Source organism: Solwaraspora sp. WMMA2059, assembly GCF_027497315.1.
GTDB lineage: Bacteria > Actinomycetota > Actinomycetes > Mycobacteriales > Micromonosporaceae > Micromonospora_E.
In genome coordinates this window covers 5,006,159-5,028,568 of record NZ_CP114908.1, presented here as the reverse complement: position 1 = coordinate 5,028,568, position 22,410 = coordinate 5,006,159, and the positions used below count along the sequence as shown (strand labels likewise).

The 22,410-nt window shown below is 70.0% G+C and carries 24 protein-coding genes and 2 pseudogenes; 13 read left to right on the top strand and 13 right to left on the bottom strand.

The window, feature by feature from the left end; translation table 11 throughout:
- The first annotated feature begins 77 nt into the window (after window positions 1–77).
- The 6 genes from O7553_RS23005 (at window position 78) to O7553_RS22980 (ending at window position 6,718) form a co-directional block, all read left to right on the top strand.
- On the top strand, window positions 78–935 hold the full coding sequence (locus O7553_RS23005) for a hypothetical protein (RefSeq protein WP_281551742.1): 858 nt from the start codon (window positions 78–80) through the stop codon (window positions 933–935).
- Window positions 936–1,042: 107 nt separating this feature from the next.
- Window positions 1,043–3,565 (top strand): bifunctional FO biosynthesis protein CofGH, encoded by a 2,523-nt coding sequence (locus tag O7553_RS23000; protein WP_281555710.1) that lies wholly within the window; start codon window positions 1,043–1,045, stop codon window positions 3,563–3,565.
- A gap of 234 nt (window positions 3,566–3,799) precedes the next feature.
- The gene (locus tag O7553_RS22995; RefSeq protein ID WP_281551741.1) at window positions 3,800–4,084 is read left to right on the top strand and encodes a hypothetical protein; all 285 of its coding nucleotides are present in this window, start codon (window positions 3,800–3,802) and stop codon (window positions 4,082–4,084) included.
- Window positions 4,085–4,164: 80 nt separating this feature from the next.
- Complete coding sequence (locus O7553_RS22990) at window positions 4,165–5,553, top strand: DUF4331 domain-containing protein (RefSeq protein ID WP_281551740.1); 1,389 nt, start codon at window positions 4,165–4,167, stop codon at window positions 5,551–5,553.
- Between the two features lie 56 nt (window positions 5,554–5,609).
- Window positions 5,610–5,975: a phospholipase gene (locus O7553_RS22985; protein WP_281551739.1), complete on the top strand. Its 366-nt coding sequence runs from the start codon at window positions 5,610–5,612 to the stop codon at window positions 5,973–5,975.
- 485 nt (window positions 5,976–6,460) lie between these two features.
- Window positions 6,461–6,718 carry a WhiB family transcriptional regulator gene (locus O7553_RS22980; protein WP_281551738.1) on the top strand — a complete coding sequence of 86 codons (258 nt, stop codon included), beginning with the start codon at window positions 6,461–6,463 and terminating at the stop codon, window positions 6,716–6,718.
- A 32-nt stretch (window positions 6,719–6,750) separates the two neighbouring features.
- On the opposite strand, the gene O7553_RS22975 is transcribed toward O7553_RS22980, so the two are convergent.
- Window positions 6,751–7,116, bottom strand: a complete 366-nt coding sequence (locus O7553_RS22975) for a metallopeptidase family protein (protein ID WP_233606708.1) — start codon at window positions 7,114–7,116, stop codon at window positions 6,751–6,753.
- A gap of 219 nt (window positions 7,117–7,335) precedes the next feature.
- Between O7553_RS22975 and O7553_RS22970 the strand changes: the two genes are divergently transcribed.
- Complete coding sequence (locus tag O7553_RS22970; protein WP_281551737.1) at window positions 7,336–7,707, top strand: DUF3499 domain-containing protein; 372 nt, start codon at window positions 7,336–7,338, stop codon at window positions 7,705–7,707.
- A 75-nt stretch (window positions 7,708–7,782) separates the two neighbouring features.
- Here O7553_RS22970 and O7553_RS22965 read toward each other — a convergent pair whose 3' ends face one another.
- The 8 genes and pseudogenes from O7553_RS22965 to O7553_RS22930 all read right to left on the bottom strand — a co-directional run bounded on the left by O7553_RS22965 (window position 7,783) and on the right by O7553_RS22930 (window position 14,123).
- Window positions 7,783–9,171: an FAD-binding oxidoreductase gene (locus O7553_RS22965; RefSeq protein ID WP_281551736.1), complete on the bottom strand. Its 1,389-nt coding sequence runs from the start codon at window positions 9,169–9,171 to the stop codon at window positions 7,783–7,785.
- 29 nt (window positions 9,172–9,200) lie between these two features.
- Window positions 9,201–10,547 carry an aspartate aminotransferase family protein gene (locus O7553_RS22960; RefSeq protein WP_281551735.1) on the bottom strand — a complete coding sequence of 449 codons (1,347 nt, stop codon included), beginning with the start codon at window positions 10,545–10,547 and terminating at the stop codon, window positions 9,201–9,203.
- 305 nt (window positions 10,548–10,852) lie between these two features.
- Window positions 10,853–11,170: an NUDIX domain-containing protein gene (locus O7553_RS22955; RefSeq protein ID WP_281551734.1), complete on the bottom strand. Its 318-nt coding sequence runs from the start codon at window positions 11,168–11,170 to the stop codon at window positions 10,853–10,855.
- 252 nt (window positions 11,171–11,422) lie between these two features.
- Window positions 11,423–11,818 (bottom strand): annotated as a pseudogene (locus O7553_RS22950) (AAA family ATPase); the annotation flags it as partial.
- A 29-nt stretch (window positions 11,819–11,847) separates the two neighbouring features.
- The gene (locus O7553_RS22945; RefSeq protein ID WP_281551733.1) at window positions 11,848–12,099 is read right to left on the bottom strand and encodes a hypothetical protein; all 252 of its coding nucleotides are present in this window, start codon (window positions 12,097–12,099) and stop codon (window positions 11,848–11,850) included.
- Between the two features lie 101 nt (window positions 12,100–12,200).
- Window positions 12,201–13,112: an SPFH domain-containing protein gene (locus O7553_RS22940; protein ID WP_281551732.1), complete on the bottom strand. Its 912-nt coding sequence runs from the start codon at window positions 13,110–13,112 to the stop codon at window positions 12,201–12,203.
- Between the two features lie 131 nt (window positions 13,113–13,243).
- Window positions 13,244–13,498, bottom strand: coding sequence for a hypothetical protein (locus tag O7553_RS22935; protein WP_281551731.1), 255 nt, complete (start codon window positions 13,496–13,498; stop codon window positions 13,244–13,246).
- 142 nt (window positions 13,499–13,640) lie between these two features.
- On the bottom strand, window positions 13,641–14,123 hold the full coding sequence (locus O7553_RS22930) for an Lrp/AsnC family transcriptional regulator (RefSeq protein ID WP_281551730.1): 483 nt from the start codon (window positions 14,121–14,123) through the stop codon (window positions 13,641–13,643).
- A 233-nt stretch (window positions 14,124–14,356) separates the two neighbouring features.
- Between O7553_RS22930 and O7553_RS22925 the strand changes: the two genes are divergently transcribed.
- The 4 genes from O7553_RS22925 to O7553_RS22910 are packed head-to-tail and all read left to right on the top strand — an operon-like array spanning window position 14,357 to window position 18,556.
- Window positions 14,357–15,595 carry a spermidine/putrescine ABC transporter substrate-binding protein gene (locus O7553_RS22925; RefSeq protein ID WP_281551729.1) on the top strand — a complete coding sequence of 413 codons (1,239 nt, stop codon included), beginning with the start codon at window positions 14,357–14,359 and terminating at the stop codon, window positions 15,593–15,595.
- A gap of 11 nt (window positions 15,596–15,606) precedes the next feature.
- Window positions 15,607–16,800, top strand: coding sequence for an ABC transporter ATP-binding protein (locus tag O7553_RS22920; RefSeq protein WP_281551728.1), 1,194 nt, complete (start codon window positions 15,607–15,609; stop codon window positions 16,798–16,800).
- The gene (locus O7553_RS22915; protein ID WP_281551727.1) at window positions 16,797–17,708 is read left to right on the top strand and encodes an ABC transporter permease; all 912 of its coding nucleotides are present in this window, start codon (window positions 16,797–16,799) and stop codon (window positions 17,706–17,708) included. The genes O7553_RS22920 and O7553_RS22915 overlap by 4 nt, the downstream gene beginning before the upstream one ends.
- A complete protein-coding gene (locus tag O7553_RS22910) occupies window positions 17,705–18,556 on the top strand; it encodes an ABC transporter permease (RefSeq protein WP_281551726.1) in 852 nt (283 codons plus the stop codon). The genes O7553_RS22915 and O7553_RS22910 overlap by 4 nt, the downstream gene beginning before the upstream one ends.
- On the opposite strand, the gene O7553_RS22905 is transcribed toward O7553_RS22910, so the two are convergent.
- From O7553_RS22905 to O7553_RS22895, 3 genes are all read right to left on the bottom strand, one after another.
- Complete coding sequence (locus tag O7553_RS22905; RefSeq protein ID WP_123605959.1) at window positions 18,534–19,970, bottom strand: gamma-aminobutyraldehyde dehydrogenase; 1,437 nt, start codon at window positions 19,968–19,970, stop codon at window positions 18,534–18,536. The genes O7553_RS22910 and O7553_RS22905 overlap by 23 nt on opposite strands.
- A 155-nt stretch (window positions 19,971–20,125) precedes the next feature.
- Complete coding sequence (locus O7553_RS22900) at window positions 20,126–20,386, bottom strand: ribbon-helix-helix protein, CopG family (protein ID WP_281551725.1); 261 nt, start codon at window positions 20,384–20,386, stop codon at window positions 20,126–20,128.
- 23 nt (window positions 20,387–20,409) lie between these two features.
- Window positions 20,410–20,847 (bottom strand): hypothetical protein, encoded by a 438-nt coding sequence (locus tag O7553_RS22895; RefSeq protein WP_281551724.1) that lies wholly within the window; start codon window positions 20,845–20,847, stop codon window positions 20,410–20,412.
- On the opposite strand from O7553_RS22895, the pseudogene O7553_RS22890 reads away from it, so the two are divergent.
- Window positions 20,840–21,309, top strand: a pseudogene (locus O7553_RS22890) (DUF4291 family protein). The gene O7553_RS22895 and the pseudogene O7553_RS22890 overlap by 8 nt on opposite strands.
- A gap of 120 nt (window positions 21,310–21,429) precedes the next feature.
- Here O7553_RS22890 and O7553_RS22885 read toward each other — a convergent pair.
- Entirely contained in the window at window positions 21,430–21,798 is a 369-nt protein-coding gene (locus O7553_RS22885) for a VOC family protein (RefSeq protein ID WP_278173945.1), read from the bottom strand.
- Between the two features lie 61 nt (window positions 21,799–21,859).
- On the opposite strand from O7553_RS22885, the gene O7553_RS22880 reads away from it, so the two are divergent.
- Window positions 21,860–22,330, top strand: coding sequence for a MarR family transcriptional regulator (locus O7553_RS22880; protein WP_281551723.1), 471 nt, complete (start codon window positions 21,860–21,862; stop codon window positions 22,328–22,330).
- The last annotated feature ends 80 nt before the right edge of the window (window positions 22,331–22,410 follow it).

Here is a 22,410-nt window from a genome sequence, read left to right as displayed (position 1 = left end):
CGTCCATCCTCGTCCATCGGCGGAGCACTACGCTCACCGGCATCGACCGCCGCCACCTGCGAGCACCGGGAGAATGCGTGACCACCCAACCAGAGGCTGGGCCCGGCGACCGGCCGCCGGCCAGAGATCTCACCATGCCGCTGCGGGAGTTCGCCGCCGCCGTCCTGCTCGGTGCCACCGCAGTGTTCCTGTTCACCGCAATGCTGGACCTGCTCGTGCCGTACCGGCTCGGCTTCGGGCCGGGGTTCGCCCGCCGCTCGGCGGACAGTTTCGGCAGCTTCGTCAATCTGGCCACGGTCGGCTTCCCGTTGCTGGCGGTGCTGCTCGCCACGCACCTCACCCCGGAGCTGGGCCGGGCTCGGCTGATGACCCTGGTCGCCCTCGTCGAGTACGGGGTCGCCGCGGTGTTCGGTGGTCTGTTCGGGCTGCTGGTCGGCTTCGTCGTGCTGGTCGACGACACCATCCGCGGCGGATTCCAGGCGCTGTTGACCCGGGCGGCCTGGCTGGCGGTGCTCGGTGTCGCCGGGTACGCACTGTGGCGGATCTGGCAGGGGCGTTACCAGGTGGTGCGACCGAAGCCGCCGGCACCGGGCGGCTACGGTCCCCCGCCGGGCTACGGCCAGCCGGGGCAGTACGGTCACCCCGGTCCGTACGGCCCACCGCCGCCCGGCTACGGCCAGCCGGGTCAATACGGCCAGCCGGGCCCGTACCACCCGTACCACCAGCCCGGTCAGTCCGGTCAGCCCGGACCGGCGTACCCGCCACCGCCACCGCCACCGCCGCAGAGCGGCCCGCATCCGATGTACGCGCCGCCTGCTCCGCCTGCGCCGTCATCCGGGCCGCCGGCCCCGCCCGGGGACGAGCCGGGGCCGGCTGGGAACGAGCCCGGTCCGGAGGAGCCGGGCTCGGCCGGGACGACCCAACGGATCTCCTGATCACCGCTGGCCGCCGGTGGGCGCTGTGGCGAGCGCCACCGGCCGGCGCAGGCCCGAGGGCCTAGTCTGCAGTGGTGGCCGAGCACACTGAATCCGTCGTCGCCCGAGTGACCGGGGCCGCCCCGGCGGAACAGCCCACCACCAGCGTCCGGCGGGCGCTGCGTCGTGCCGCGACCGGCCGCAGCCTCGACCTGGATGAGGCCGCCGCGCTGCTGGCCGCCACCGATGGCGAGTTCGACGAACTGCTCGACCTCGCCGGTTCGCTGCGCGACGCGGGGCTGCGCGACGCCGGCCGGCCGGGCGTGATCACGTACTCGCGGAAGGTCTTCGTCCCGTTGACCCGGCTCTGCCGGGACCGCTGCCACTACTGCACCTTCGCCACCGTGCCGGGCCGGCTGCCCGCCGCGTACCTGGACCGTGCCGAGGTCCTGGCGATCGCCCGGGCCGGTGCCGCACAGGGTTGTAAGGAGGCGCTGTTCACCCTCGGTGACCGGCCCGAGGACCGCTGGCCGGCGGCCCGCCGGTGGCTGGACGAGCGGGGCTACGACTCCACCGTCGACTATCTGCGGGCCTGCGCGATCGCCGTACTGGAGGAGACCGGTCTGCTGCCGCACCTCAACCCGGGGGTGCTGAGCTGGGCCGAGCTGCAACGGCTCAAGCCGGTGGCGCCCAGCATGGGGATGATGCTGGAGACCACCGCGACCCGGCTGTGGTCCGAGCCGGGCGGCCCGCACCACGGCTCGCCGGACAAGGAACCGGCGGTGCGGCTGCGGGCGATCGCCGACGCCGGTCGGGTCGGCGTGCCGTACACCACCGGCCTGCTGATCGGCATCGGCGAAACTCTCCGGGAACGGGTCGAGTCGCTGTTCGCGATCCGGTCGGCGGCCCGCGAGTACGGCCACATCCAGGAGGTGATCCTGCAGAACTTCCGCGCCAAGCCGGACACGGCGATGCGTGGCATGCCGGACGCCGAACTGCGTGACCTGGCCGCGACGGTTGCCGTCGGTCGCCTCCTGCTCGGGCCGGGTGCCCGCATCCAGGCCCCGCCGAACCTGGTCGAGGGGGAGTACGCGCTGCTGCTGCGGGCCGGCATCGACGACTGGGGCGGGGTGTCGCCGGTGACCCCGGACCACGTCAACCCGGAGCGGCCCTGGCCGCAGATCGACGAGCTGACCCGGCGTACCGCCGCCGCCGGGTTCACTCTGCGGGAACGGCTGACTGTCTACCCCGAGTATGTGCGGCGCGGCGAGGCGTGGCTGGACCCCCGGCTCGCCGCGCACGTGTCGGCGCTCGCCGAGCCGGGCACCGGTCTGGCCGACGAGTCGGCGATGCCGGTCGGCCGCCCCTGGCAGGAGCCGGAGGAGGTGTTTGCCCCAGTCGGCCGGACCGATCTGCACACCACGATCGACACCACCGGGCGGACCGGGGACCGGCGGGGCGACTTCGACCGGGTGTACGGCGACTGGGCCGAGGTCGCCGGCCGGATCAGCGCACCGACCGGTGCCGGCACCAAGGGCGACGGCGCCGGCGACGCGAATCTGCGGGCCGGGCTGCGGCTGGCCGCCGACGATCCGGCGGCGCTGCTGCAACCACGGCACACCGACGCGGCGCTCGCCCTGTTCACTGCCGATGGCGCGGCGCTGGACCAGGTCTGCCGGATCGCCGACGAGGTACGCCGGGACACCGTCGGCGACGACGTCACCTACGTGGTCAACCGCAACATCAACTTTTCCAACGTCTGCTACGTCGGCTGCCGCTTCTGTGCGTTCGCCCAGCGGGAACGGGACGCCGATGCGTTCCGGCTCTCCGCCGAGCAGGTGGCGGACCGGGCCGAGGAGGCGTGGCGGGCCGGTGCCACCGAGGTCTGCATGCAGGGCGGCATCGATCCCAAGCTGCCGGTGACCGCGTATGCCGAGCTGGTCCGGGCGGTCAAGCGACGGGTGCCGCAGCTGCACGTGCACGCCTTCTCCCCGATGGAGATCGTCACCGCCGCCGCGAAGGCGGGCATGCCGGTCCGGGACTGGCTGCTGATGCTGCGCGAGGCGGGACTGGACACCATCCCGGGGACCGCAGCGGAGATCCTCGACGACGACGTGCGGTGGGTGCTGACCAAGGGCAAATTACCGGCCGGCACCTGGGTCGAGGTGGTGACCACCGCGCACGAGCTGGGGCTGCGGTCCAGCTCGACGATGATGTACGGGCACGTGGACCATCCCGGCCAGTGGTTGGCGCATTTCCGGGTGCTGGCCGGGGTGCAGGACCGCACCGGCGGCTTCACCGAGTTCGTCGCATTGCCATTTGTGCACACCAATGCGCCGATCTACCTCGCTGGGCTGGCCCGGCCGGGGCCGACCTGGCGGGAGAACCGTGCCGTGCACGCCATGGCGCGGCTGTTGCTGCACGGCCGGATCGACAACATCCAGTGCTCCTGGGTGAAACTCGGCGACGAGGGCACCGTCGCGATGCTGCAAGGCGGGTGCAACGATCTCGGCGGAACGCTGATGGAGGAGACGATCTCCCGGATGGCCGGTTCGGCGAACGGCTCAGCGCGTACCGAGGCGCAGTTGCAGTCGATCGCGGCCGCCGCCGGCCGTCCGGCGGTCCGACGGTCCACCGCGTACCAACGCTGATGCCGGCTTTCCGCCCTGCGCCCACCGCTGCCCACCGGCGGCCGGATCGGCCTCGGTCCCGGCCGACGCCGTGCGGTGGCGCGTCCGACAAAAGTCGATTGGCGGATGATCGAACCCACCGGCGTCGTCGGCCGTATGAACAGGTGCCGGCGACCGCGGGTGACGGATGGGCCGCGCCGGCACTGGTCCCATCGCGACAGTGGGTTACCCCCTGACCCACCGGAAGGGTTGTCCATGAGAACTCGCCAGCGGAACCGACCGAAGTTCAAACTGTCCCGCCGCCAGGTGCTGACCGTCGCGGCGAGCGCGGGTGTCGGCGCGGCCGCGGTCAGCGTCACCGGCCTGTCATCGGCTGTGGACAGCCGGCTCGCCGGATCTGCCGAAGGTGACGAGGCAATCGTCGTCCACCTGCGGGATCCGTCAAACGGGACGTTGGACGTCTTCGTCGGCACGTCGCGGATCGAGGTACAAGACAAAAGCCTTGCCGCCCGGTTGCAGCGCGCCGCCCGCCAGGGCTGAGTGCGCCGTAAGGGCACGTCTCACCTGACGCGTACCGCGTCACTCACCGATCTTCTCAGGCTATGTGAGGTAGGTTCGTCATGTCTTCGCACCGTGAAGCGCCGGAGATATCCAAGGACCCGGTCGCTGACAGTACCGACGTCTATGCCTTTGTGAGTCCGGACCGTCCGGACACGGTCACTCTGATCGCCAACTATCTGCCCTTTCAGGTGCCGTCGGGCGGGCCGAACTTCTTCGAGTTCGGCGATGACGTGCTCTACTCGATCCACGTGGACAACAATGGTGACGGCCATCCGGACATCACCTACCAGTTTCAGTTCCGCACCGAGATCACCAACGAGAACACGTTCCTCTACAACACCGGGCCAATCGACGCCCTGGACAGTGAGAACTGGAACAGGCGCCAGTTCTACAGTCTGACCAAGGTCGATGCGCACGGCAAGGCGCAGCTGCTGGCCCGCGACGTGCCCTGCCCGCCGTGCAACATCGGTCCGCTGTCCACCCCCGACTACGTGGGGCTTGCCAACGACGCCACCTTCCAGCTCAAGAGCGGCGAGCGGGTCTTCGCCGGGCAGCGGGCCGAGGGGTTCTTCGTCGACCTGGGCTCGATCTTCGACCTCGGAAACCTACGGCCGTTCCAGCAGCTCCACGTAGTCGGTAAGGACATCTTCAACGTGGCGGACGAACCGGTCAACGCGACCGACCGGCTGAACGTCTCCAGCATCGCGCTGCAGGTCCCGATCAACCATCTGGTCAGTGGTGGCGGCCAGTACGGCGTCAACGACCAGCGATCGGTGATCGGGGTCTGGACCTCCGCCGCGCGTCAGCAGGTACGGATGCTGGGCAGTGCCAAGGCGGCCGACGTCAACGTCGGACCGGCGGTACAGGTGTCGCGACTCGGTAATCCACTGTTCAACGAGGTCATCGTGCCGATGGCGCAGAAGGACCTGTGGAACACCCTGCCCCCGTCGGAGGACAAGCGCTTCGCGGGCCTGGTGGAGAAGCCCGAACTGGCGCAGCTGCTGCCGGTGCTCTACCCGGACGTCTTTCCCAACCTTGCCGAGCTCAACGAGTCTGGCGTGCCCCGAGCCGATCTGGTGGCGATCCTACTGACCGGAATCCCGGCCGGGCTGATCGACGGTTTTCAGAACAACACCGGCGATCTGCAGGCGGACATGCTGCGGCTGAACACCGCGATCCCGCCGGCGGAGCAGCCCGACCGGTTCGGTCTGCTCGGCGGCGACCTGGCCGGCTTCCCGAACGGCCGCCGGACGACCGACGACGTGGTCACCATCTCGCTCCGGGCCATCGCCGGCTTGACGTTCCCGCTGATCGATCAGAACTTCACCCCGGACGACGCGGCCGGCGCGGTGACCCACGGGCTGAGCGCGGCCGACGTGACTGCCCCGTTCCTGAAGCATTTCCCGTACCTCGGCGTGCCGTACGACGGGTTCAACAACCCGTCCTGACCGGCCCGCACGTCCCGTCCGGGCCGACCCCGGCACATCCAGAGAAGGTGGGGAGCATGCACGAGCACAGTCTGGCCCCGTCGGAGACCGGCGGCGTCGTCCTCGACATCGGCGGCGACATGGGTGCCCTGATCATCTACACCGGACAGGAGTTCCACGGCCGGGAGATCGAGATCAGCCCGACCGCCGGTCCGGACCAGCCGGATCCGGCCCCGCGTACCCATGCGGCGGTCCGGGAGCGGCAGGTACGCGACGGAGTCTTCTTCAGCGCCGTCTACACCGATCTGCCGGCGGGCTCCTACACCGTGTGGCGCTCCGACGAGGTGCCCGCCGGTCAGGTGGCGATCAGCGGCGGGGCGGTGACCGAGTTCGTCTGGCCGCAGCACGCCGCCGCTGGGCGGCTGATCCCCAAGGCAGGGTGACGGGACTCCCGCACGACAGTGTGACGAGATCGACGTGCTAGGCGCGATCGGCTTCTGGGCCGTAGGCGTGATTGACCTCTGGGGAGGGAAGTAGGGCAGGTGAGGTAGACCGGTCGACCGACCGGAGACCGAGCCGGTGCCGCGTGAGCGGCACCGGCTCGGTGTTGTCTGCGGACAGGGTCGTCGGCGCTGGGACTGGCCGAGCGGGTGGTGCGACTCGCCGGTCCCGCGTTACCCGGTGGGGGGCTGAATCGATAGGGCAGGTTGCGGGCCGGATGACGACGGGGAGGGCGGGTGACCGGTGCGCGACAGCAAGCCCATTTACCAGGTTCGTCTTGACGACGCACGCATTACACGCGTGTAATTTCAACGGGGTCGCTCGGACGGGCTGCATCAAAACCGGATCGAACGGGCAAGATGGACACGCCTTCCGCGTGGGGGGTTGCGCCGGCCGGGTGGGGCGGCGCGCGAAAGGAGGCACGCGTATGGATGGTCGGCTGGAGGTCGCGGACCTGCTCGGTAACGCCCCGGAGTGGCAGGAGCGGGCGCTGTGCTCGCAAACCGATCCGGAGGCGTTTTTCCCGGAGAAGGGTGGATCCACCCGCGAGGCAAAGCGGATCTGCTCTCGTTGCGAGGTGAAGTCCGAGTGCCTGGAGTACGCGCTCGGTCAAGACGAGCGGTTCGGCATCTGGGGCGGACTGTCCGAGCGGGAACGACGCAAGCTCAAGCGCAGGGTCGCCTGACCTGCCGCCGTCGGCCCGGGCGGGTTGCCGAGTCAGGCCAGCTCGTCCGGGTCGACGCCGAGCAGATTTGCCACCTGCTCGATGATCACGTCGTGCACCAGGTCGGCGAGATCCTCCCGGTTCAACGCCCGGAACTCCAGCGGACGCCGGTAGAGCACGATCCGTGGCGGCATCTCCTGACGCCCCGGCCGGCCGGGCAGCAACCGGGCCAACGGCACCTCGCCGTCCTCCAGCACGTCGGAGTCGTAGACGTTCAGATCCGGTGGGACGTCCTCGACGGCGAACTCGACACCGGCCAGCTCCTTCGCGAAGCGCCGCTCCAGCGTCTCGACCGTGTCCAGGACCAGCTCGTCGAAGACCTCGGCCTTGGTCCGGGCCAACGGCACCGTCGCCGGCACCAGCCGACCACGCAGCCCGCGCCCGTGCCGGTCCCGGCGATCCCGACGCGCCCGGCGGGGCGTCTGCGCGCTGCCGGGCACGGGAATGGTCACTGGAATCCTCCGGTCACCTGCCCAGCGTAGTCCGGATCGGCCCTTTCCGGGCGTGGGGATCAGGAGTCCCGGCGTGTCGCGTCGGCAAGCTGGTCGTGGAGCCGGTATTAGAGATAACGTGCCGCCGTGAGGTCATCACGGCGCTGCTCCCGTAACGGCTGCCCCCGCCAGGCCGTCGCCACGTTGACCTATGTCTACAACGAGTCGACCGCCGTGGTCGGCCCGCTCGCCGCGTTCGCCGAGCCGCACACCTACGACCTCTGCGAGCAGCACGCCCGCAGCCTGACCGCGCCCCGTGGCTGGCAGGTCGTCCGGCACGAGGGTGAGTTCGACCCGCCCCCGCCGACCACCGACGATTTGGTGGCGCTCGCCGAGGCGGTCCGGGAAGCAGCCCGACCGGCCCCACCACCGCGCCCCGGCGCCCCGGACGCCGTCGACATCGACATCAACCCGTCGACCGGCCGCCGCGGCCACCTCCGGGTGATCCCGCCGGCCTGACGCCCGGCCGATCAGCCCCCGACTGCGCCCCGCCCCGACCCCGCTCCGCCAGCCCGGCCACAGGCGGTACGGCCGTCACTGCCCGGTCAGTCGGCCCAGCAGCCCGGCCAGCCGGGACGGCCGGTCCCCTCGGTTCTCGGCCGCGTCGGCGGCGGTCACCAGCCGTAGACCCGCGTTGACGCCGAGCCAGCGCAGCGGCTCCGGCTCCCAGCGCGGCGAGCGGTGCCCGACCCAGGGCAGCGCGGTCAGCTCGCTGTCCACGCCGAGGATCAGATCGGCGAGGGTACGGCCGGCCAGGTTGGCGGTGCCCACTCCGTCGCCGACGTACCCGCCGGCCCAGGCCAGCCCGGTGGCCCGGTCCAACCCCACCGACGCCGCCCAGTCGCGGGCGACGCCGAGCGGGCCGCCCCAGGTCCGGGTCACCGGCACCGCGTCGCCGAGCACCGGGAACAGCTCGCCGAGCGTCCGGCGCAGCGCGGTGAACACCCGTGGGTCGCGGTCGTACTCGGGCCGGATCCGGGACCGGAAGTGGTACGGCGCGCCCCGCCCGCCGAACGCCAGCCGGCCGTCGGCGGTCCGCTGCCCGTAGATGATCAGATGCCGGTAGTCGCTGAACGTCTCCCGCCGCGCCAGCCCGATCCGGGCCCAGGTCTCGTCCGGCAGTGGCTCGGTGGCGATCATCAGCGAGTAGATCGGGGCCACCGCGCGGCGGGCGCCGGGCAGCGCCGGGGTGTAGCCCTCGGTCGCCCGTACCACCACCGGGGCGCGGACCGTGCCGGTCGGTGTCCGGGCCGCCCCGGGGCCGTACCCGGTGACCGGGGTCCGTTCGTGGATCGTCACCCCGCGCCGTTCGACGGCCCGGGCCAGGCCACGGACCAGCCGGGCCGGGTGGATCGCCGCGCAGTGCGGGGTGTAGGTGCCACCGAGTACGCCGTCGGCGGCGCACCGGGCGGTTGCCGCGTCAGCGTCCAGCAGGGTGAGGTCGGCGTCGGTGCCGCCGTACGCGTGGACCTCGGCCACCGCCGCTTCGGCCCGCCGCAGCTGCGCCGGGGTACGGGCCAGGGTGACCGTGCCGCCGTGGCTCCAGTGGCAGTCGATGCCCTCGGCGGCGGCGACCCGGCCGACCTCGTCGACCGTGGCGTACATGGCGCGTTGCATCGCGATGGCGGCGTCCCGGCCGTGCCGGCGGGCCAGCGCGGTCGGTGAGCTGGGCAGCAGCGCCGAGCACCAGCCGCCGTTGCGCCCGGAGGCGCCGTACCCGGCGATTTCCTTCTCCAGCACCACGATCCGCAGCGCCGGGTCGGCGCGGGTCAGGTAGTACGCCGTCCACAGCCCGGTGTAGCCGGCGCCGACGATCGCCACGTCGGCGACCGTGTCGCCGTCCAGCGCGGGCCGGGCCGCCAGCTCGTCGTCCACGGTGGCCATCCAGTGCGACACGTCCCGGTAGTCACCGTGACCGCGCATGGTCCACCACCTTCCGCCGTCGGCCCGCGCTACATTCGCTGCCAGGCCTCGGTGAGCACGGCCCGCAGGATCTGTTCGATCTCGTCGAACTCGGCCTGGCCGGCGATCAGCGGCGGGGCGAGCTGGATCACCGGATCTCCCCGGTCGTCGGCCCGGCAGTACAGCCCGGCGGCGAACAGCGCGCCGGAGAGGAACCCGCGCAGCAGCCGCTCCGATTCGGCGTCGTCGAAGCTCGTCCGGGTGGCCCTGTCCTTGACCAGCTCGATGCCGTAGAAGTACCCGTCGCCCCGGATGTCACCGACGATCGGCAGGTCGTATAGCTTCTCCAGCGAGCCCCGGAAAGCGCTTTCGTTGGCCCGTACGTGCCCGGTCAGCTCCTCCCGGGCGAAGATCTCCAGGTTGGCCAGCGCCACCGCGCAGGAGACCGGATGTCCGCCGAAGGTGATCCCGTGACCGAACGATTCGGTGCCGTGCAGGAACGGCTCGATCAGCCGGTCGGACGCGATCATCGCGCCGAGCGGGGAGTAGCCGGAGGTGAGTGCCTTGGCGGTGGTGATGATGTCCGGCTGGTAGCCGTACCGCTGGGCGCCGAAGTACTCGCCGAGCCGGCCCCACGAGCAGATCACCTCGTCGGAGACGAGCAGCACGTCGTACGCGTCGCAGATCTCGCGTACCCGCTCGAAGTAACCCGGCGGCGGCGGGAAGCAGCCGCCGGCGTTCTGCACCGGCTCCAGGAAGACGGCGGCGACGGTCTCCGGGCCTTCGCGTTCGATCGCCCGGCCGATCTCGTCGGCCGCCCACCGGCCGAACGCCACCGGGTCGTCGCCGTGCTCCGGCGCCCGGTAGAAGTTGGTGTTCGGCACCTTGATCCCGCCCGGGACCAGCGGCTCGAAGTCGGCCTTGATGCCGGGCAGCCCGGTGATCGCCAGCGCCCCCATCGTGGTCCCGTGGTAGGCGATGTCCCGGCTGACCACCTTGTGCTTGGTGGGTTTGCCGACCCGCTTGAAGTAGGCGCGGGCCAGCTTCCACGCCGACTCCACCGCCTCGGAGCCGCCCGTGGTGAAGAAGACCCGGTTGAGGTCGCCGGGGGCGAGCGCGGCGATCCGCTCGGCCAGCTCGATCGCCGTCGGGTGCGCGTACGACCAGAGCGGGAAGTACGCCAGCTCGCTGGCCTGCTTCGCGGCGGCCTCGGCCAGCTCGGTGCGCCCGTGGCCGGCGTTGACCACGAACAGCCCGGCCAGCCCGTCCAGCAGCCGGCGTCCCTCGCTGTCCCAGACGTACGCGCCGTCGCCGCGCACGATTGTCGGCACCGGGGCGTCCAGGTAGCTGGACATCCGGGTGAAGTGCAGCCAGAGGTGGTCGGTCGGGTTGCCCATGTCGTGGCCCCATCGCGTCGGTCGCACCGGCGCTCGCACAGCGCCGTCCTGGCTACGGTTATCGCACAGATGCGCCGCTCGCTGCAAGGTTCACGAGATCAACAGTGCCGTTCACCTACGGTTTGAGCAACTCGAGCCAGCTACAACGACGAAATCCGCATCACGGGTGAGTCGGCCAGTCAGGGCCGTTCGCTGACATTGCGCGGTCCACCCGACCACGTGTGACGCCGTCACACGAATACGCCGAAGGGCGGACCCGGGCTGCGGTCCGCCCTTCGGCGCAAGTCGGTGGAACCGCTCGCCATCTATCTGTGTGTCTTGGCCCACCGCGAGGCCGCAGCGACCAGTTCGGGCAGCTCGGCCGGGGTGGGGAGCCCGGCGAGGTCGGCGACCGGCACCCAGCGGGCGCTGGCGACTTCCTCCAGCTGCGCGGTCAGGTCGCCACCGGAGGCGCGGCACACGTACGCGAAGTCGATGTGCCGATGCGCGCCGATCTTGGAGTCGGTCACGTCCATCTCGATGACCGTCCACGGGGCGGCATGGCTTGCGACCGCCGGGTGGGTGAACGCAGGCTCGCCGAGCACGGTGGCCTGGATCCCGGTTTCCTCGGCCACCTCACGCACCGCCGCCTGGGCCGGGTCCTCGTTGGGGTCGATGTGCCCGCCTGGGTAGAGCCATAGGCCGATCTTGTTTGTGGTGCAGGAGCAGGACTCGATCCTCGTCGTCGAGGACGACAGCGGACGCGGTGTTGTGCCGGATCGTCATGGGAGCTGCCCTTCGGCGAAGACGCGGATGCGGTCCGCGACCCATCCTAGGGCCGCCTCGGACATACCCGGGTGAACGGGAAGCTGGAACGTCGTCGCAGCGAGAGCATCGCGTTGACGACGGCGGGGGTCGTCGCGGGAGGTGGCTTCGGGCAGACCGCCGCGCACGATTCTGGCGGCGTAGTCGGCGCGGGTCACGGCGGACTCGTGGCGCAACTCAGGGCCGAGCGTGAAGATGGCGTCGACGAAGCCGTCCGGCTCATCTTCCAGCTCACCCTGGGAGAACGGCCAGAGCTCGATGGTCTCCATCCGGCCGGGCAGCGCGTCGGGAGCGGCTGACGTGCCGAACAACCGCGCGGAGCCGGTGAGAAGGTATCGACCTGGTCGGGGATCCTCATCCACGGCGGCTTTGATAGCCAGCAGCAGTTCCGGGACACGTTGGATCTCATCGGTGATCAGCAGTTCCGGGGAGTCGACGAAGCCGACCGGGTCGGTTGTCGCCGACGCCGGCCGGCCCGGGAGAATCCTGTCCGTGCCTACGGGCAGGGGTGGATTCCGCTGGTGGAGAACGGGGTGCGTACGCCGGACAGGCGGTCCCAGTCCCGGTCGGGGCAGGGGCCACGCAACCAGGTGCCGACCCGGTTGGTGTGACTGCTGTCCGAGTAGTAGTGGGTGACGATCACGTAGTAGTCGGGGGGTGCTGCCTGGGCCGGGGCGCTGGTGACCACGAGGGTGGTGGACACGGCGAGCAGGGCTGCGGCGAGGGCGTTGCGGATGACAGCCGGCACGGTACGAGTCCCTTCAGGATGCTCGACTTTCGGTAGTTATACCGTAGCAACTCGTAGGCGGAATGTGGGGCGGTGAAGATCCGACAAACACCCGCGAGCGGTCAGTCGGTGTTCGCCGGGCGCCCGGCGTTGAGGTCGACGCTGCCGCCGGCCGGCACCGGTAGGAACGTCGGGCAGCCCTTCGCGGTCTCGTCGGTCAGGCAGCGCTGGAACACCTCGTACAGGATGTAGCCCTCCGGGCCGAGCACCTCGACGAGTTGGCGGATCTGCTTGAGCTTCTCCTCGACTGTGGCGTTCTGCTCGACGATCGCCCGACGCTCGGTGATCGCCACCTGCACCGCGGCCAGACCGTCGACCAGATCCTGACGCGGTGTCGGTTTCTGCAGGGTCAGGTTGAACTGCAGGAAGTACGCCCGTCCGCCGGTGGTGGCCTGCACCGCCGCGCCCAGGTCCTCGTTGATCGCCGTCTCGAACGCGGCCCGGGTGGCCGGATCGTTGTACAGCGCCAGCCAGTCGTATTTCTGCGCCTCGGTGGTCATCGCCTTGTGCAGCGGCTGCCCGATGTAGAACCGCAGCAGGTCCAGCCAGTGTTTGGTGGTCCGCCCGTCGCCGTCCATCACCGGCTGGAACTTCAGCCCGATCTCCTCGTGGAACTCGCGCAGCATCCCACCCTCGTCGGCACACGAGGTGTCCAGGTGGAAGGTCAGCCCACCGGACACGGTCAGCTCCTGGTTGTCCTTGGAGACCACCACGAACGGCGTGGACTCGGAGCCCTCGTTGCCGGTGAAGTCGAACGTCCGCTGGCCGGCCGGGTACACGTAGTACCGCTCGCCCGGCCCGTCCCAGGTGCGGTTGTTCTGGGTGACGCAGGCCTGGTAGGTGGTGCTGGAGAAGGCGCCCGCGTCATAGTGCAGCGCCACCTGGTCCGACTCGGTGCTCACCGTGGTGCAGCCGGTCACGGTCAACACCAGCAGCGCACCGACACCCGCGATCACCCGTAGCTGACGACGCATCCGTTGCCCCACTTCCCTCGACGTGTGCCGTCAGGGTAGGGAAGCGAATCAATCCGACTGGTCCGGCCGTACCCCAGGGGTCGGCTGCCGGCGCGACCGGCTTGTGGCCGTACCGTGCCGTCCTGGTCGGGCTAGAAGCAGTACGGGACCGTGATCGAGGTGAAGTACGCGGTACTTTCGCCCGTCAGATACTTGTAGTTGCCATCTGGGCACCGGAAGCGGTAGCCGATGCCGACCTCGGTGGTGTGGCTGCTGTCCGAGTAGTAATAGTAAATGACGGTGTAGTAGTCGGGTGGGGCGCTCTGCGCTGGGGTGGCCGTGAGCGCGATGGTGGTTGCCACAGCCAGTAGCGTCGCCGCCAGGGCGCTGCGAAGATAATTGCGCACGACTGATGCCTCTCCGTCTGGTCACCATGGGTAGCTCCAAAGTAGCACCGAGTGGTGACCCTTGTGGACCCCGGTGAACAATCGACATATGTCGCACCGGCGCCCACCCGTGGTCCCGCCGGTGGGGCGCTGCCGACGCGGGTCAGGCCGTGCCCCAGGTGTAGGTCTGTTTACGCAGCTTCAAATAGACGAACGCCTCGGTGGAGACGACCCCGTCGACCGTACGCATCCGCTGCAGGATCTCCAGCAGATGGTCGTCGTTGCGGCAGACCACCTCGGTGAGCAGGTCGAACGACCCGGCGGTGATCACCACGTAGTCGACCTCGTCCAGCTCCGCAAGCCGGTCGGCGACCGTCTCCAGATCCCCGGCGGTACGCAGCCCGATCATCGCCTGGCGGGGGAAGCCGAGCTGCAGCGGATCGGTGACCGCGACGATCTGCATCACCCCGGCGTCGAGCAGCCGCTGCACCCGCTGGCGGACCGCCGCCTCGGAGAGCCCGACCGCCTTGCCGATCGTCGCGTACGGGCGCCGCCCGTCCTCCTGCAACTGTTCGATGATCTGTTTCGCCACGTCGTCGAGGACGACGTGACCGGAGCCGTCGCCGCCCTGCTGTCGTGTCCCCATCCGGGTCTCCTCGTCTGTCAGAATCGGCGCATTGTGCCGCACCGCTGATACGTCGCCGAGTGGGTCGGCGTTAAGAGTCCGAGTCTGGCGTATTTCGTGGCCAACGGCGAGCTGCGCAACGGAATCCCTTGTGAAGTGCGAATCTGCATGCCAGGATCGGCGTCTGATTGGTTCACAAGCTACGCCTTGCCTTCGGGTCGGCCCCGCCGGCCCGCACCCTTCAGGAGCCGTCCATGCGCAGTCGCCTCCGCCCCCCACCGTCCGCGCCGGCCGCCGCACTGCTCGCGGCCCTCGGCATGCGCCGTACCCTTACCCGACGCACTCTGGCACGCGGCGCCGCCACCTCCGGTGGGCTGCTGCTCGCTGGCGGCGCGATCGCTGCCTGCGGCACCCCGGCAGCCCAGCAGACCGAGGAGAGCTGCGTCAGCGAGGACCTGTCCGACAGCGAACAGGTGATCAACTTCTCGAACTGGCCGCAGTACATCGACGTCGACGCCGACGACGAGAGCCGCCGACCCACCCTGGAGGCGTTCCAGCAGACCTCCGGCATCACGGTCACCTACACCGAGGACATCAACGACAACAACGAGTTCTTCGGCAAGGTGCAGAACCAGCTGTCCGCCTGCCAGCCCACCGGACGCGACATCATGGTGCTCACCGACTGGCTGGCCGCCCGGATGATCCGGCTCGGCTGGGTGCAGTCCCTCGACAAGGCGAACCTGCCCAACGTCACGGCCAACCTGCTGCCGTCGCTGAAGGCCAGGCCGTTCGACCCGGACGACTCGTACGCCGTACCGTGGCAGTCCGGGCTGACCGGCATCGCCTACAACGGCACCGTCACCGGCGAGGTCCGCACCATCGACGACCTGCTCACCCGGGCCGACCTCAAGGGCCGGGTGACCGCGTTGACCGAGATGCGCGACACCATGGGGCTGCTGCTGCAGTCGAGCGGGCACGACCCGGCCGAGTTCACCGACGCGCAGTTCGACGACGCTCTGGAGAAGCTGCGCCAAGCGGTCGCCGACGGGCAGATCCGCCGGTTCACCGGCAACGACTACGCCGCCGACCTCGCCCGGGGCGACGTCGCCGCCTGCATCGGCTGGTCCGGAGACGTGATCCAGCTCGCCGCCGAGGACCCGAACATCGTCTTCCAGGCACCCGAGTCCGGGCTGATTCTCTTCTCCGACAACATGCAGGTGCCGAACCAGGCCGCCCACAAGACCAACGCCGAGAAGCTGATGGACCACTACTACGATCCGGCGGTCGCCGCCGAGGTCGCCGCGTACGTCAACTTCATCTGCCCGGTCGCCGGTGCCCAGGAGGCGATGACCGCCATCGACCCGGAGCTGGCCGCCAACCCGCTGATCTTCCCCGACGAAGCGCTGCTCGCCCGGTCGGCCGTGTTCATGGCGCTGACCGAGGAACAGGAACGCACGTACGAGCAGAAGTTCCAGCAGGTCATCGGGGCCTGAGGCGGCAACCGATGGCGACCGACCCACTCGGCGGCGACCCACTCGGCGGCGGCCCACGCCCAGCCGACCCACCCGCCGGTGACCTGCAGCTGACCGACCTGACCAAGCGGTTCGGCCCGTTCACAGCCGTGGACGGACTCGACCTGAGGATCCCGCAGGGGGCGTTCTTCGCCCTGCTCGGCGCCTCCGGCTGCGGCAAGACCACCACGCTGCGGATGGTCGCCGGGCTGGAGCAGCCCACCAGCGGCCGGCTGCTGCTCGGCGGGCGGGACATCACCCGGCTGCGGCCGTACCGGCGGCCGGTGAACACCGTCTTCCAGAGCTATGCGCTGTTTCCGCACCTCAGTGTGGCCGACAACGTCGCGTTCGGGCTGCGGCGGCGCGGCATCCGCGACGTGCGCCCGCAGGTCGATCGGATGCTCGCCCTGGTGCAGCTCGACGGCTTCGGCCCGCGCCGACCGCAGCAGCTCTCCGGCGGGCAGCAGCAGCGGGTCGCCCTGGCCCGCGCGTTGATCAACCACCCGCAGGTGCTGCTGCTCGACGAACCACTCGGCGCGCTCGACCTCAAACTGCGCCGGCAGATGCAGGCCGAGCTGAAACGCATCCAGACCGAGGTCGGCATCACCTTCGTGCACGTCACCCACGACCAGGAGGAGGCCATGACGATGGCCGACACGGTCGCGGTGATGAACGCCGGCCGGATCGAGCAGCTCGGCCCACCCGCGCAGATGTACGAGTTTCCGGCGACCGCGTTCGTGGCGAACTTCCTCGGCCAGTCGAACCTGCTGGCCGGCGAGGCCACCGGCCGATCCGGCGACGACGTGCTGGTCACCGCGTACGGCTCGCGGTTCACCGTGCCCGCGGCCCGGTCCCGGTCCGTCGACGGTCCGGTCCATCTGGGGGTACGCCCGGAAAAGCTCGCCCTGACCCGGGACGCGGACGGCGTACCGGCCGGGGCGCAGTCGGTCACCGGCGTGGTCACCGAACTGGCGTACCTCGGGGTCAGCACCCAGTACCAGGTGCGCACCGGCTGGGGCACCGAGCTGAGCGTGTTCAGCCCGAACAGCGGGGACGGAGCTCTGCTGCCGGTCGGTGCCGACGTGGTCGCCTACTGGCAGCCGGCGCACGCCTTCCTGCTGGCCCGTGAGCCGGGCACCGGCGACCAGACCGCCCCGCTGCTCGACGACGCCGTACCCGCGTCATGAGCATCCTGGCCCACGTCGGCGGGGGAGCGGGCAAGCCCCCCGCCCCGGTGCCGGCCGCCCGGCGGCGCGACCGGCTGCTGCCGTACCTGCTGCTGTTGCCGGGCGGGGCGTGGCTGACCCTGTTCTTCGCGGTGCCGGCGGTGCAGCTCGCCGCGACCAGCCTGTACGACCCGACCGGCTCGCTGGCCACCGGGTACGCGATGACCTGGTCGTTCGGCAACTACCCGGACGCGCTGTCGGCGTACTGGACGCAGTTCGGTCGCGGCTTCCTCTTCGCCGGCATCGCCACCGTGATCGCGGTGCTGCTCGGCTACCCGCTGGCGTACGCGATCGCCCGGCGGGCCGGCCGGTGGAAGAACCTGATGCTGATCTGCGTCGTCGCCCCGATGTTCACCAGTTTCCTGGTCCGCACCCTGGCCTGGAAGACGATCCTGTCGGAGAACGGCTGGCTGGTCGGCGTACTGCGGGATCTGCACCTGCTCGCGCCGGACGGCCGCCTGCTGTTCACCCCGGTCGCGGTGGTGCTCGGGCTGACGTACAACTTCCTGCCGTTCATGGTGCTGCCGCTGTACGCGAGCCTGGACCGGCTCGATCCCCGGCTGCTGGAGGCGGCCAGCGACCTGTACGCGAGCCCGGCGCGGGCCTTCTGGCGGGTGACCCTGCCGCTGTCGGCACCTGGCCTGGTCGCCGGCACTCTGCTGACCTTCATTCCGGCCTCCGGTGACTACATCAACGCCCGGCTGCTCGGCACCCCCAACGAGTACATGATCGGCAACGTGATCGACTCGGCGTTCCTGGTGCGGCTGGACTATCCGCAGGCGGCGGCGCTGTCCTTCCTGCTGATGGCGGCGATCCTGATCATCGTGTCGGTCTACGTCCGGCGCGCCGGCACCGAGGAGGTGCTGTGACGGGCCCAGGTGCGCCAACCGGCGCGGGGATCGGTGCGCGGATCGGCCGGTGGCTGGTCGACCGCTGGGTGTTCGGCGTCGGCCTGCTGGTGCTCGGCTACCTGCTGCTGCCGGTCGCGGTGGTCGCCGGGTTGTCATTCAACCGGCCGTCCAGCCGGCTGTCCTACGACTTCAACGAGTTCACGTGGGACAACTGGCGGCAGCCGTGCGCGACCAGCGACATGTGCGACGCGGTGCTGCGCAGCGTACAGATCGGGTTCCTGACCACCGCCGGGGCCACGATCCTCGGCACCCTGATGGCGTTCGCGCTGGTCCGGCACCGGTTCCGTGGCCGGGCCGCGGTCAACCTGCTGATCTTCCTGCCGATGGCCACGCCGGAGCTGGTGATGGGCTCGTCGCTGCTGACCCTGTTCGTGGCCGGGGCGGTGCCGCTCGGCTTCTGGACCGTGGTGACCGCCCACGTGATGTTCTGCCTGAGCTTCGTGGTGGTCACCGTGAAGGCGCGGCTGGCCGGCATGGACACCCGTCTGGAGGAGGCGGCGATGGACCTGTACGCCTCCGAATGGCAGACGTTCCGCCTGGTCACCCTGCCGCTGGTGCTGCCCGGTATCGTGGCCGCCGCGCTGCTGGCCTTCTCGCTGTCGTTCGACGACTTCATCGTCACGAACTTCAACTCGGGCACCACCGTCACCTTCCCGATGTACGTCTGGGGCGCCGCCCAGCGTGGCATCCCGCCGCAGGTCAACGTGGTCGGTACGGCGATGTTCGCGGTCGCCCTGCTGCTGGTGGTGCTCGGCGGTGCCCTCGGGCGGCGGCGGGGCCAGGTCAGTCCTCGATCGCGTGCATGACGTGCTTGAGCCGGGTGTAGTCCTCCAGCCCGTACATGGACAGGTCCTTGCCGTGGCCGGAGTGCTTGAAGCCGCCGTGCGGCATCTCCGCCACGATCGGGATATGGGTGTTGACCCAGACGCAGCCGAAGTCGAGCCGGCGGGTCATCCGCATCGCCCGGCCGTGGTCGCGGGTCCACACGGAGGCGGACAGGCCGTACCTGACGCCGTTGGCCCACCGGACCGCCTCGTCCTCGTCGGTGAAGCGCTGCACGGTGATCACCGGCCCGAACACCTCGTCCTGGATGATCTCGTCCGGCTGGCGCACCCCGGCGACCACCGTCGGGGCGTAGAAGTAGCCCCGGTCACCGACGCGCGCGCCGCCGGTGTGCAGCTGCGCGTGGTCCGGTAGCCGGTCGACGAAGCCGGTGACCCGGCCCAACTGGTCGGCGTTGTTCAACGGCCCGTACGCCACGTCCGGCTCGTCCGGTAGTCCGGTTTTCGTCGACCGGGCCTGCTCGGCCAGGGCGGCGACGAAGTCGTCGTGCACGCCCGGTCCGGCCAACACCCGGGTCGCCGCGGTGCAGTCCTGCCCGGCGTTGAAGTAGCCGGCACCGGCGATCGCCTCGGCAGCCGCCGCCACGTCGGCGTCGTCGAAGACCACCACCGGGGCCTTGCCGCCCAGTTCCAGGTGGGTGCGCTTGAGGTCGGGTGCGGCGGCGGCCGCCACCTCCATGCCGGCCCGGGTGGAACCGGTGATCGACACGAACTCCGGGGTCGGGTGGGCGACCAACGCCCGGCCGGTGTCCCGGTCGCCGCAGACCACGTTGAACACGCCCGGCGGCAGGAACTCGGCGGCGATCTCGGCCAGCAGCAGCGTGGACAGCGGGGTGGTGTCGGACGGTTTGAGCACCACCGTGTTGCCGGCGGCCAGCGCCGGGGCGATCTTCCAGACCGCCATCATCAGCGGGTAGTTCCAGGGCGTCACCTGCGCGCAGACCCCGATCGGCTCCCGGCGTACGTAGGAGGTGTGCCCGGCCAGGTACTCGCCGGCCGATTTGCCCTCCAGCACCCGGGCCGCCCCGGCGAAGAACCGGAGCTGGTCGACGCTGGGCGGCAGCTCCTCGTCGGCGGTCAGCTGGCGTGGCTTGCCGGTGTTGCGGACCTCGGCGTCGACCAGGTCGGCGGCGCGGGCCTCGACCGCGTCGGCCAGCTTGAGCAGGGCCAGCTGCCGCTGCGCCGGGGTGGTGTCCCGCCAGCTTTCGAAGGCGGTGGCGGCGGCCGACATGGCCCGGTCGACGTCGGCGGGGCTGGACGTTGGTGATTGGGCGAACACCTCACCGGTGCACGGGTCGACCAGGTCCTGGTAGCCGCCGTCGACCGGGTCGACGTAGCCGCCGTCGACAAAGTTGCGCACCGTCTGCTTGTCGGTCATCGTTCGGCTCCTGCACGTCGGCTCGGCCTGGATCAGGCAGGATGAGGTATCCGCCAGCTAGGAGCCATCTTCGCGACCGAAATCGCAGCAGACAAGAGGTACGGCAACTGTTTCCGTGCGTGCGTTGCTGGACCGTGCCGCCTCGTCAGCGTGTCTCACGCCGCTTCGTCGGCGTGTCGGGCGAGGAACTCGTCGATCGCCTGACGAATGAGCCCCGACCGGCCTCCCTTGTCGTTGCCGGCGAGTTCGTCCAGCCGCCGCACGGCCGTCGCGGAGAGGCGGACTCCGGTAACGATCATGGGTACGCTCTCCGGTGACGGCGCAGGGCCAAGATCGGGGCCTCTGGAGGCGTCGCGTAGCAGCTCCGAGATGTCGCCACCCTGGTCGAAATACGCCACCAGCTCTTCGCGGCTCATCGTCCGCGGATCACGGCTCGCACTCATCGTGTCCCCTCCATCCACTGCTTGACCTCCTCCGGCGTCGCAGGCCGAGCCGCCAGGATCGCGTAGCTGTTGACCTTCCCCACCCGCTCACACAGCACCATGATCACGCGTGCTGTGTCAGCCAGGCCAGCTACCGCCAGCAGGAGTGTCCCGATGTGGTTCTCGATCCGCTGCGGCGAGTAGAGCGCTTCGACCGTCTCCCGTTCGGAGACGCCGTGCCGTGCCGCGCTGATCTTGCCGGCCTCAGTCCACCCGTACTCTCGCGCAACCACGACACCAGCGTACAACGCGTAAAACGTGCGTACCGGCAGCGCTGCTGTCGCAGCTCTGAGTGACGTCGGCGCGTAAGCCCCTAGCAGGCGGAGCGTTCTACGGCCGTGCGGATGCTGGGCGAAATCTGGTGGATGACCGTCGGCTGCATCGGCGATGATCACATGCGTGGAGGGTCGTCATCGGCAGGTCCGGGCTCGGTACACCGCCGACACCGTCACCGTGTACCAGGCGTATCCGGCGGAGATCGCGGTGCCGACGTTGGCGAACGGGCGGTTCGTGGCCCCGTTCAAGCGGGACCGGATGACGTGGATCAAGCCGTCGTTCCTGTGGATGATGTACCGGTGCGGGTGCAGTGGGATCCTGAGCGGTCGCTGCGGCTCGGGCCGCTGCCGTACCGGTCGCTGCAGGTGGGGCTGTCCGGCGAAGCAGTCGACCGCTACGTCGACGAGTGGACCGTCGCCATCACCGAGGTGACCGGGCTGGCACATGCTGTGCGGGAGCGGCTTTCCGCTGGTGATGACGCGGGTGCTGGTGCCCTACTGCCGGCCGAGCGGGTCTATCCGTTGCCGGCCGAGGTTGCGGCGGTCATCGGCGCAGACCCGACACCGGCGGCGACCTGCTGATACCGCAGGACGGGATCGAGCACGTCAGCCGGTGGGTACTCGTTGAGCTTGATGCCTCAGGTGCATCAAGATGCACCTGAGGCATCAGGTCGTCGGACGCATCATGGGGTCCGGGGCTCGTCAGGCGCGGTCGTGCAGAGTGACCTGGTAGCCGTCGGGGTCGGCGAAGGTGAAGGTCCGACCGAAGGGGCCGTCGATCGGCGCGGAGACGATGGTGTGACCGTCGGCGACGAGAGCATCGTGAATGTCCTGCACGTCTGTGGCGTGGAGCCAGATGGCTGCACCGATGCCCGGCTGAGCAACGGATCCGAGGTCGGTGCCGGGGACGATCTCGCGCAGCGCGAACGCGATGGGCTTGGTTTCGAAAACGACGGCGTGCGCAGGCCCGGCCGGCGAGCGTACGAGCCCGAGGTACTGCTCGTAGAACGCCCGCGAGGCGTCGAGGTCGCGTGCCTGCAGCGAGATGAAGTCGGGGCCGGTGACGGGCATGATGGTCTCCTCCGGTCGTGTCAGGTTCCTGACATGGCGCAATGTATGTCAGGATGCTGACATGAGTCAAGGCGGGCGGGGCAGTGGGCAGGGCGTCGACCTGGAGACATCGCTGGGCTATCTGCTGAAGGAGGCGTCGAGCGCGCTCCGGATGGCCATGGAGGAGGTGCTGCGACCACTCGGGATGAGCGTGACGCGTTACTCGTGCCTGGAGTTGCTGGCGCAACGGCCAGGCCTGTCGAACTCCGAGCTCGCGCGGGGCGCCTTCGTGACCCGGCAGTCAATGAACGTGCTGCTCCAGGCGCTGGAGCGAGAGGGCTACGTGACCAGACCGGCGGAAGCGCCCGTCGGGAAGGTGCTGCCCACGCGGCTCACGCCTCTGGGTCGGCAGAGTCTCGAAAAGGCGACCGTCGCGGTCCGGTCGGTCGAGGTCAAGATGCTGGCCGGGTTGACCGAGACCGAGCAGTCGGAGGCGTTGCGGATCCTGCGGCGGATGGTCCGCTCCCTGCGCGATGGCGACGACGGCGCTTAGCGGGGCCGACCGCATTTGATTCGAGACTCGAAGTAACATGGTGGGGCCGGTGGCCCGGAAGGTACGTCCTGATGCACTCG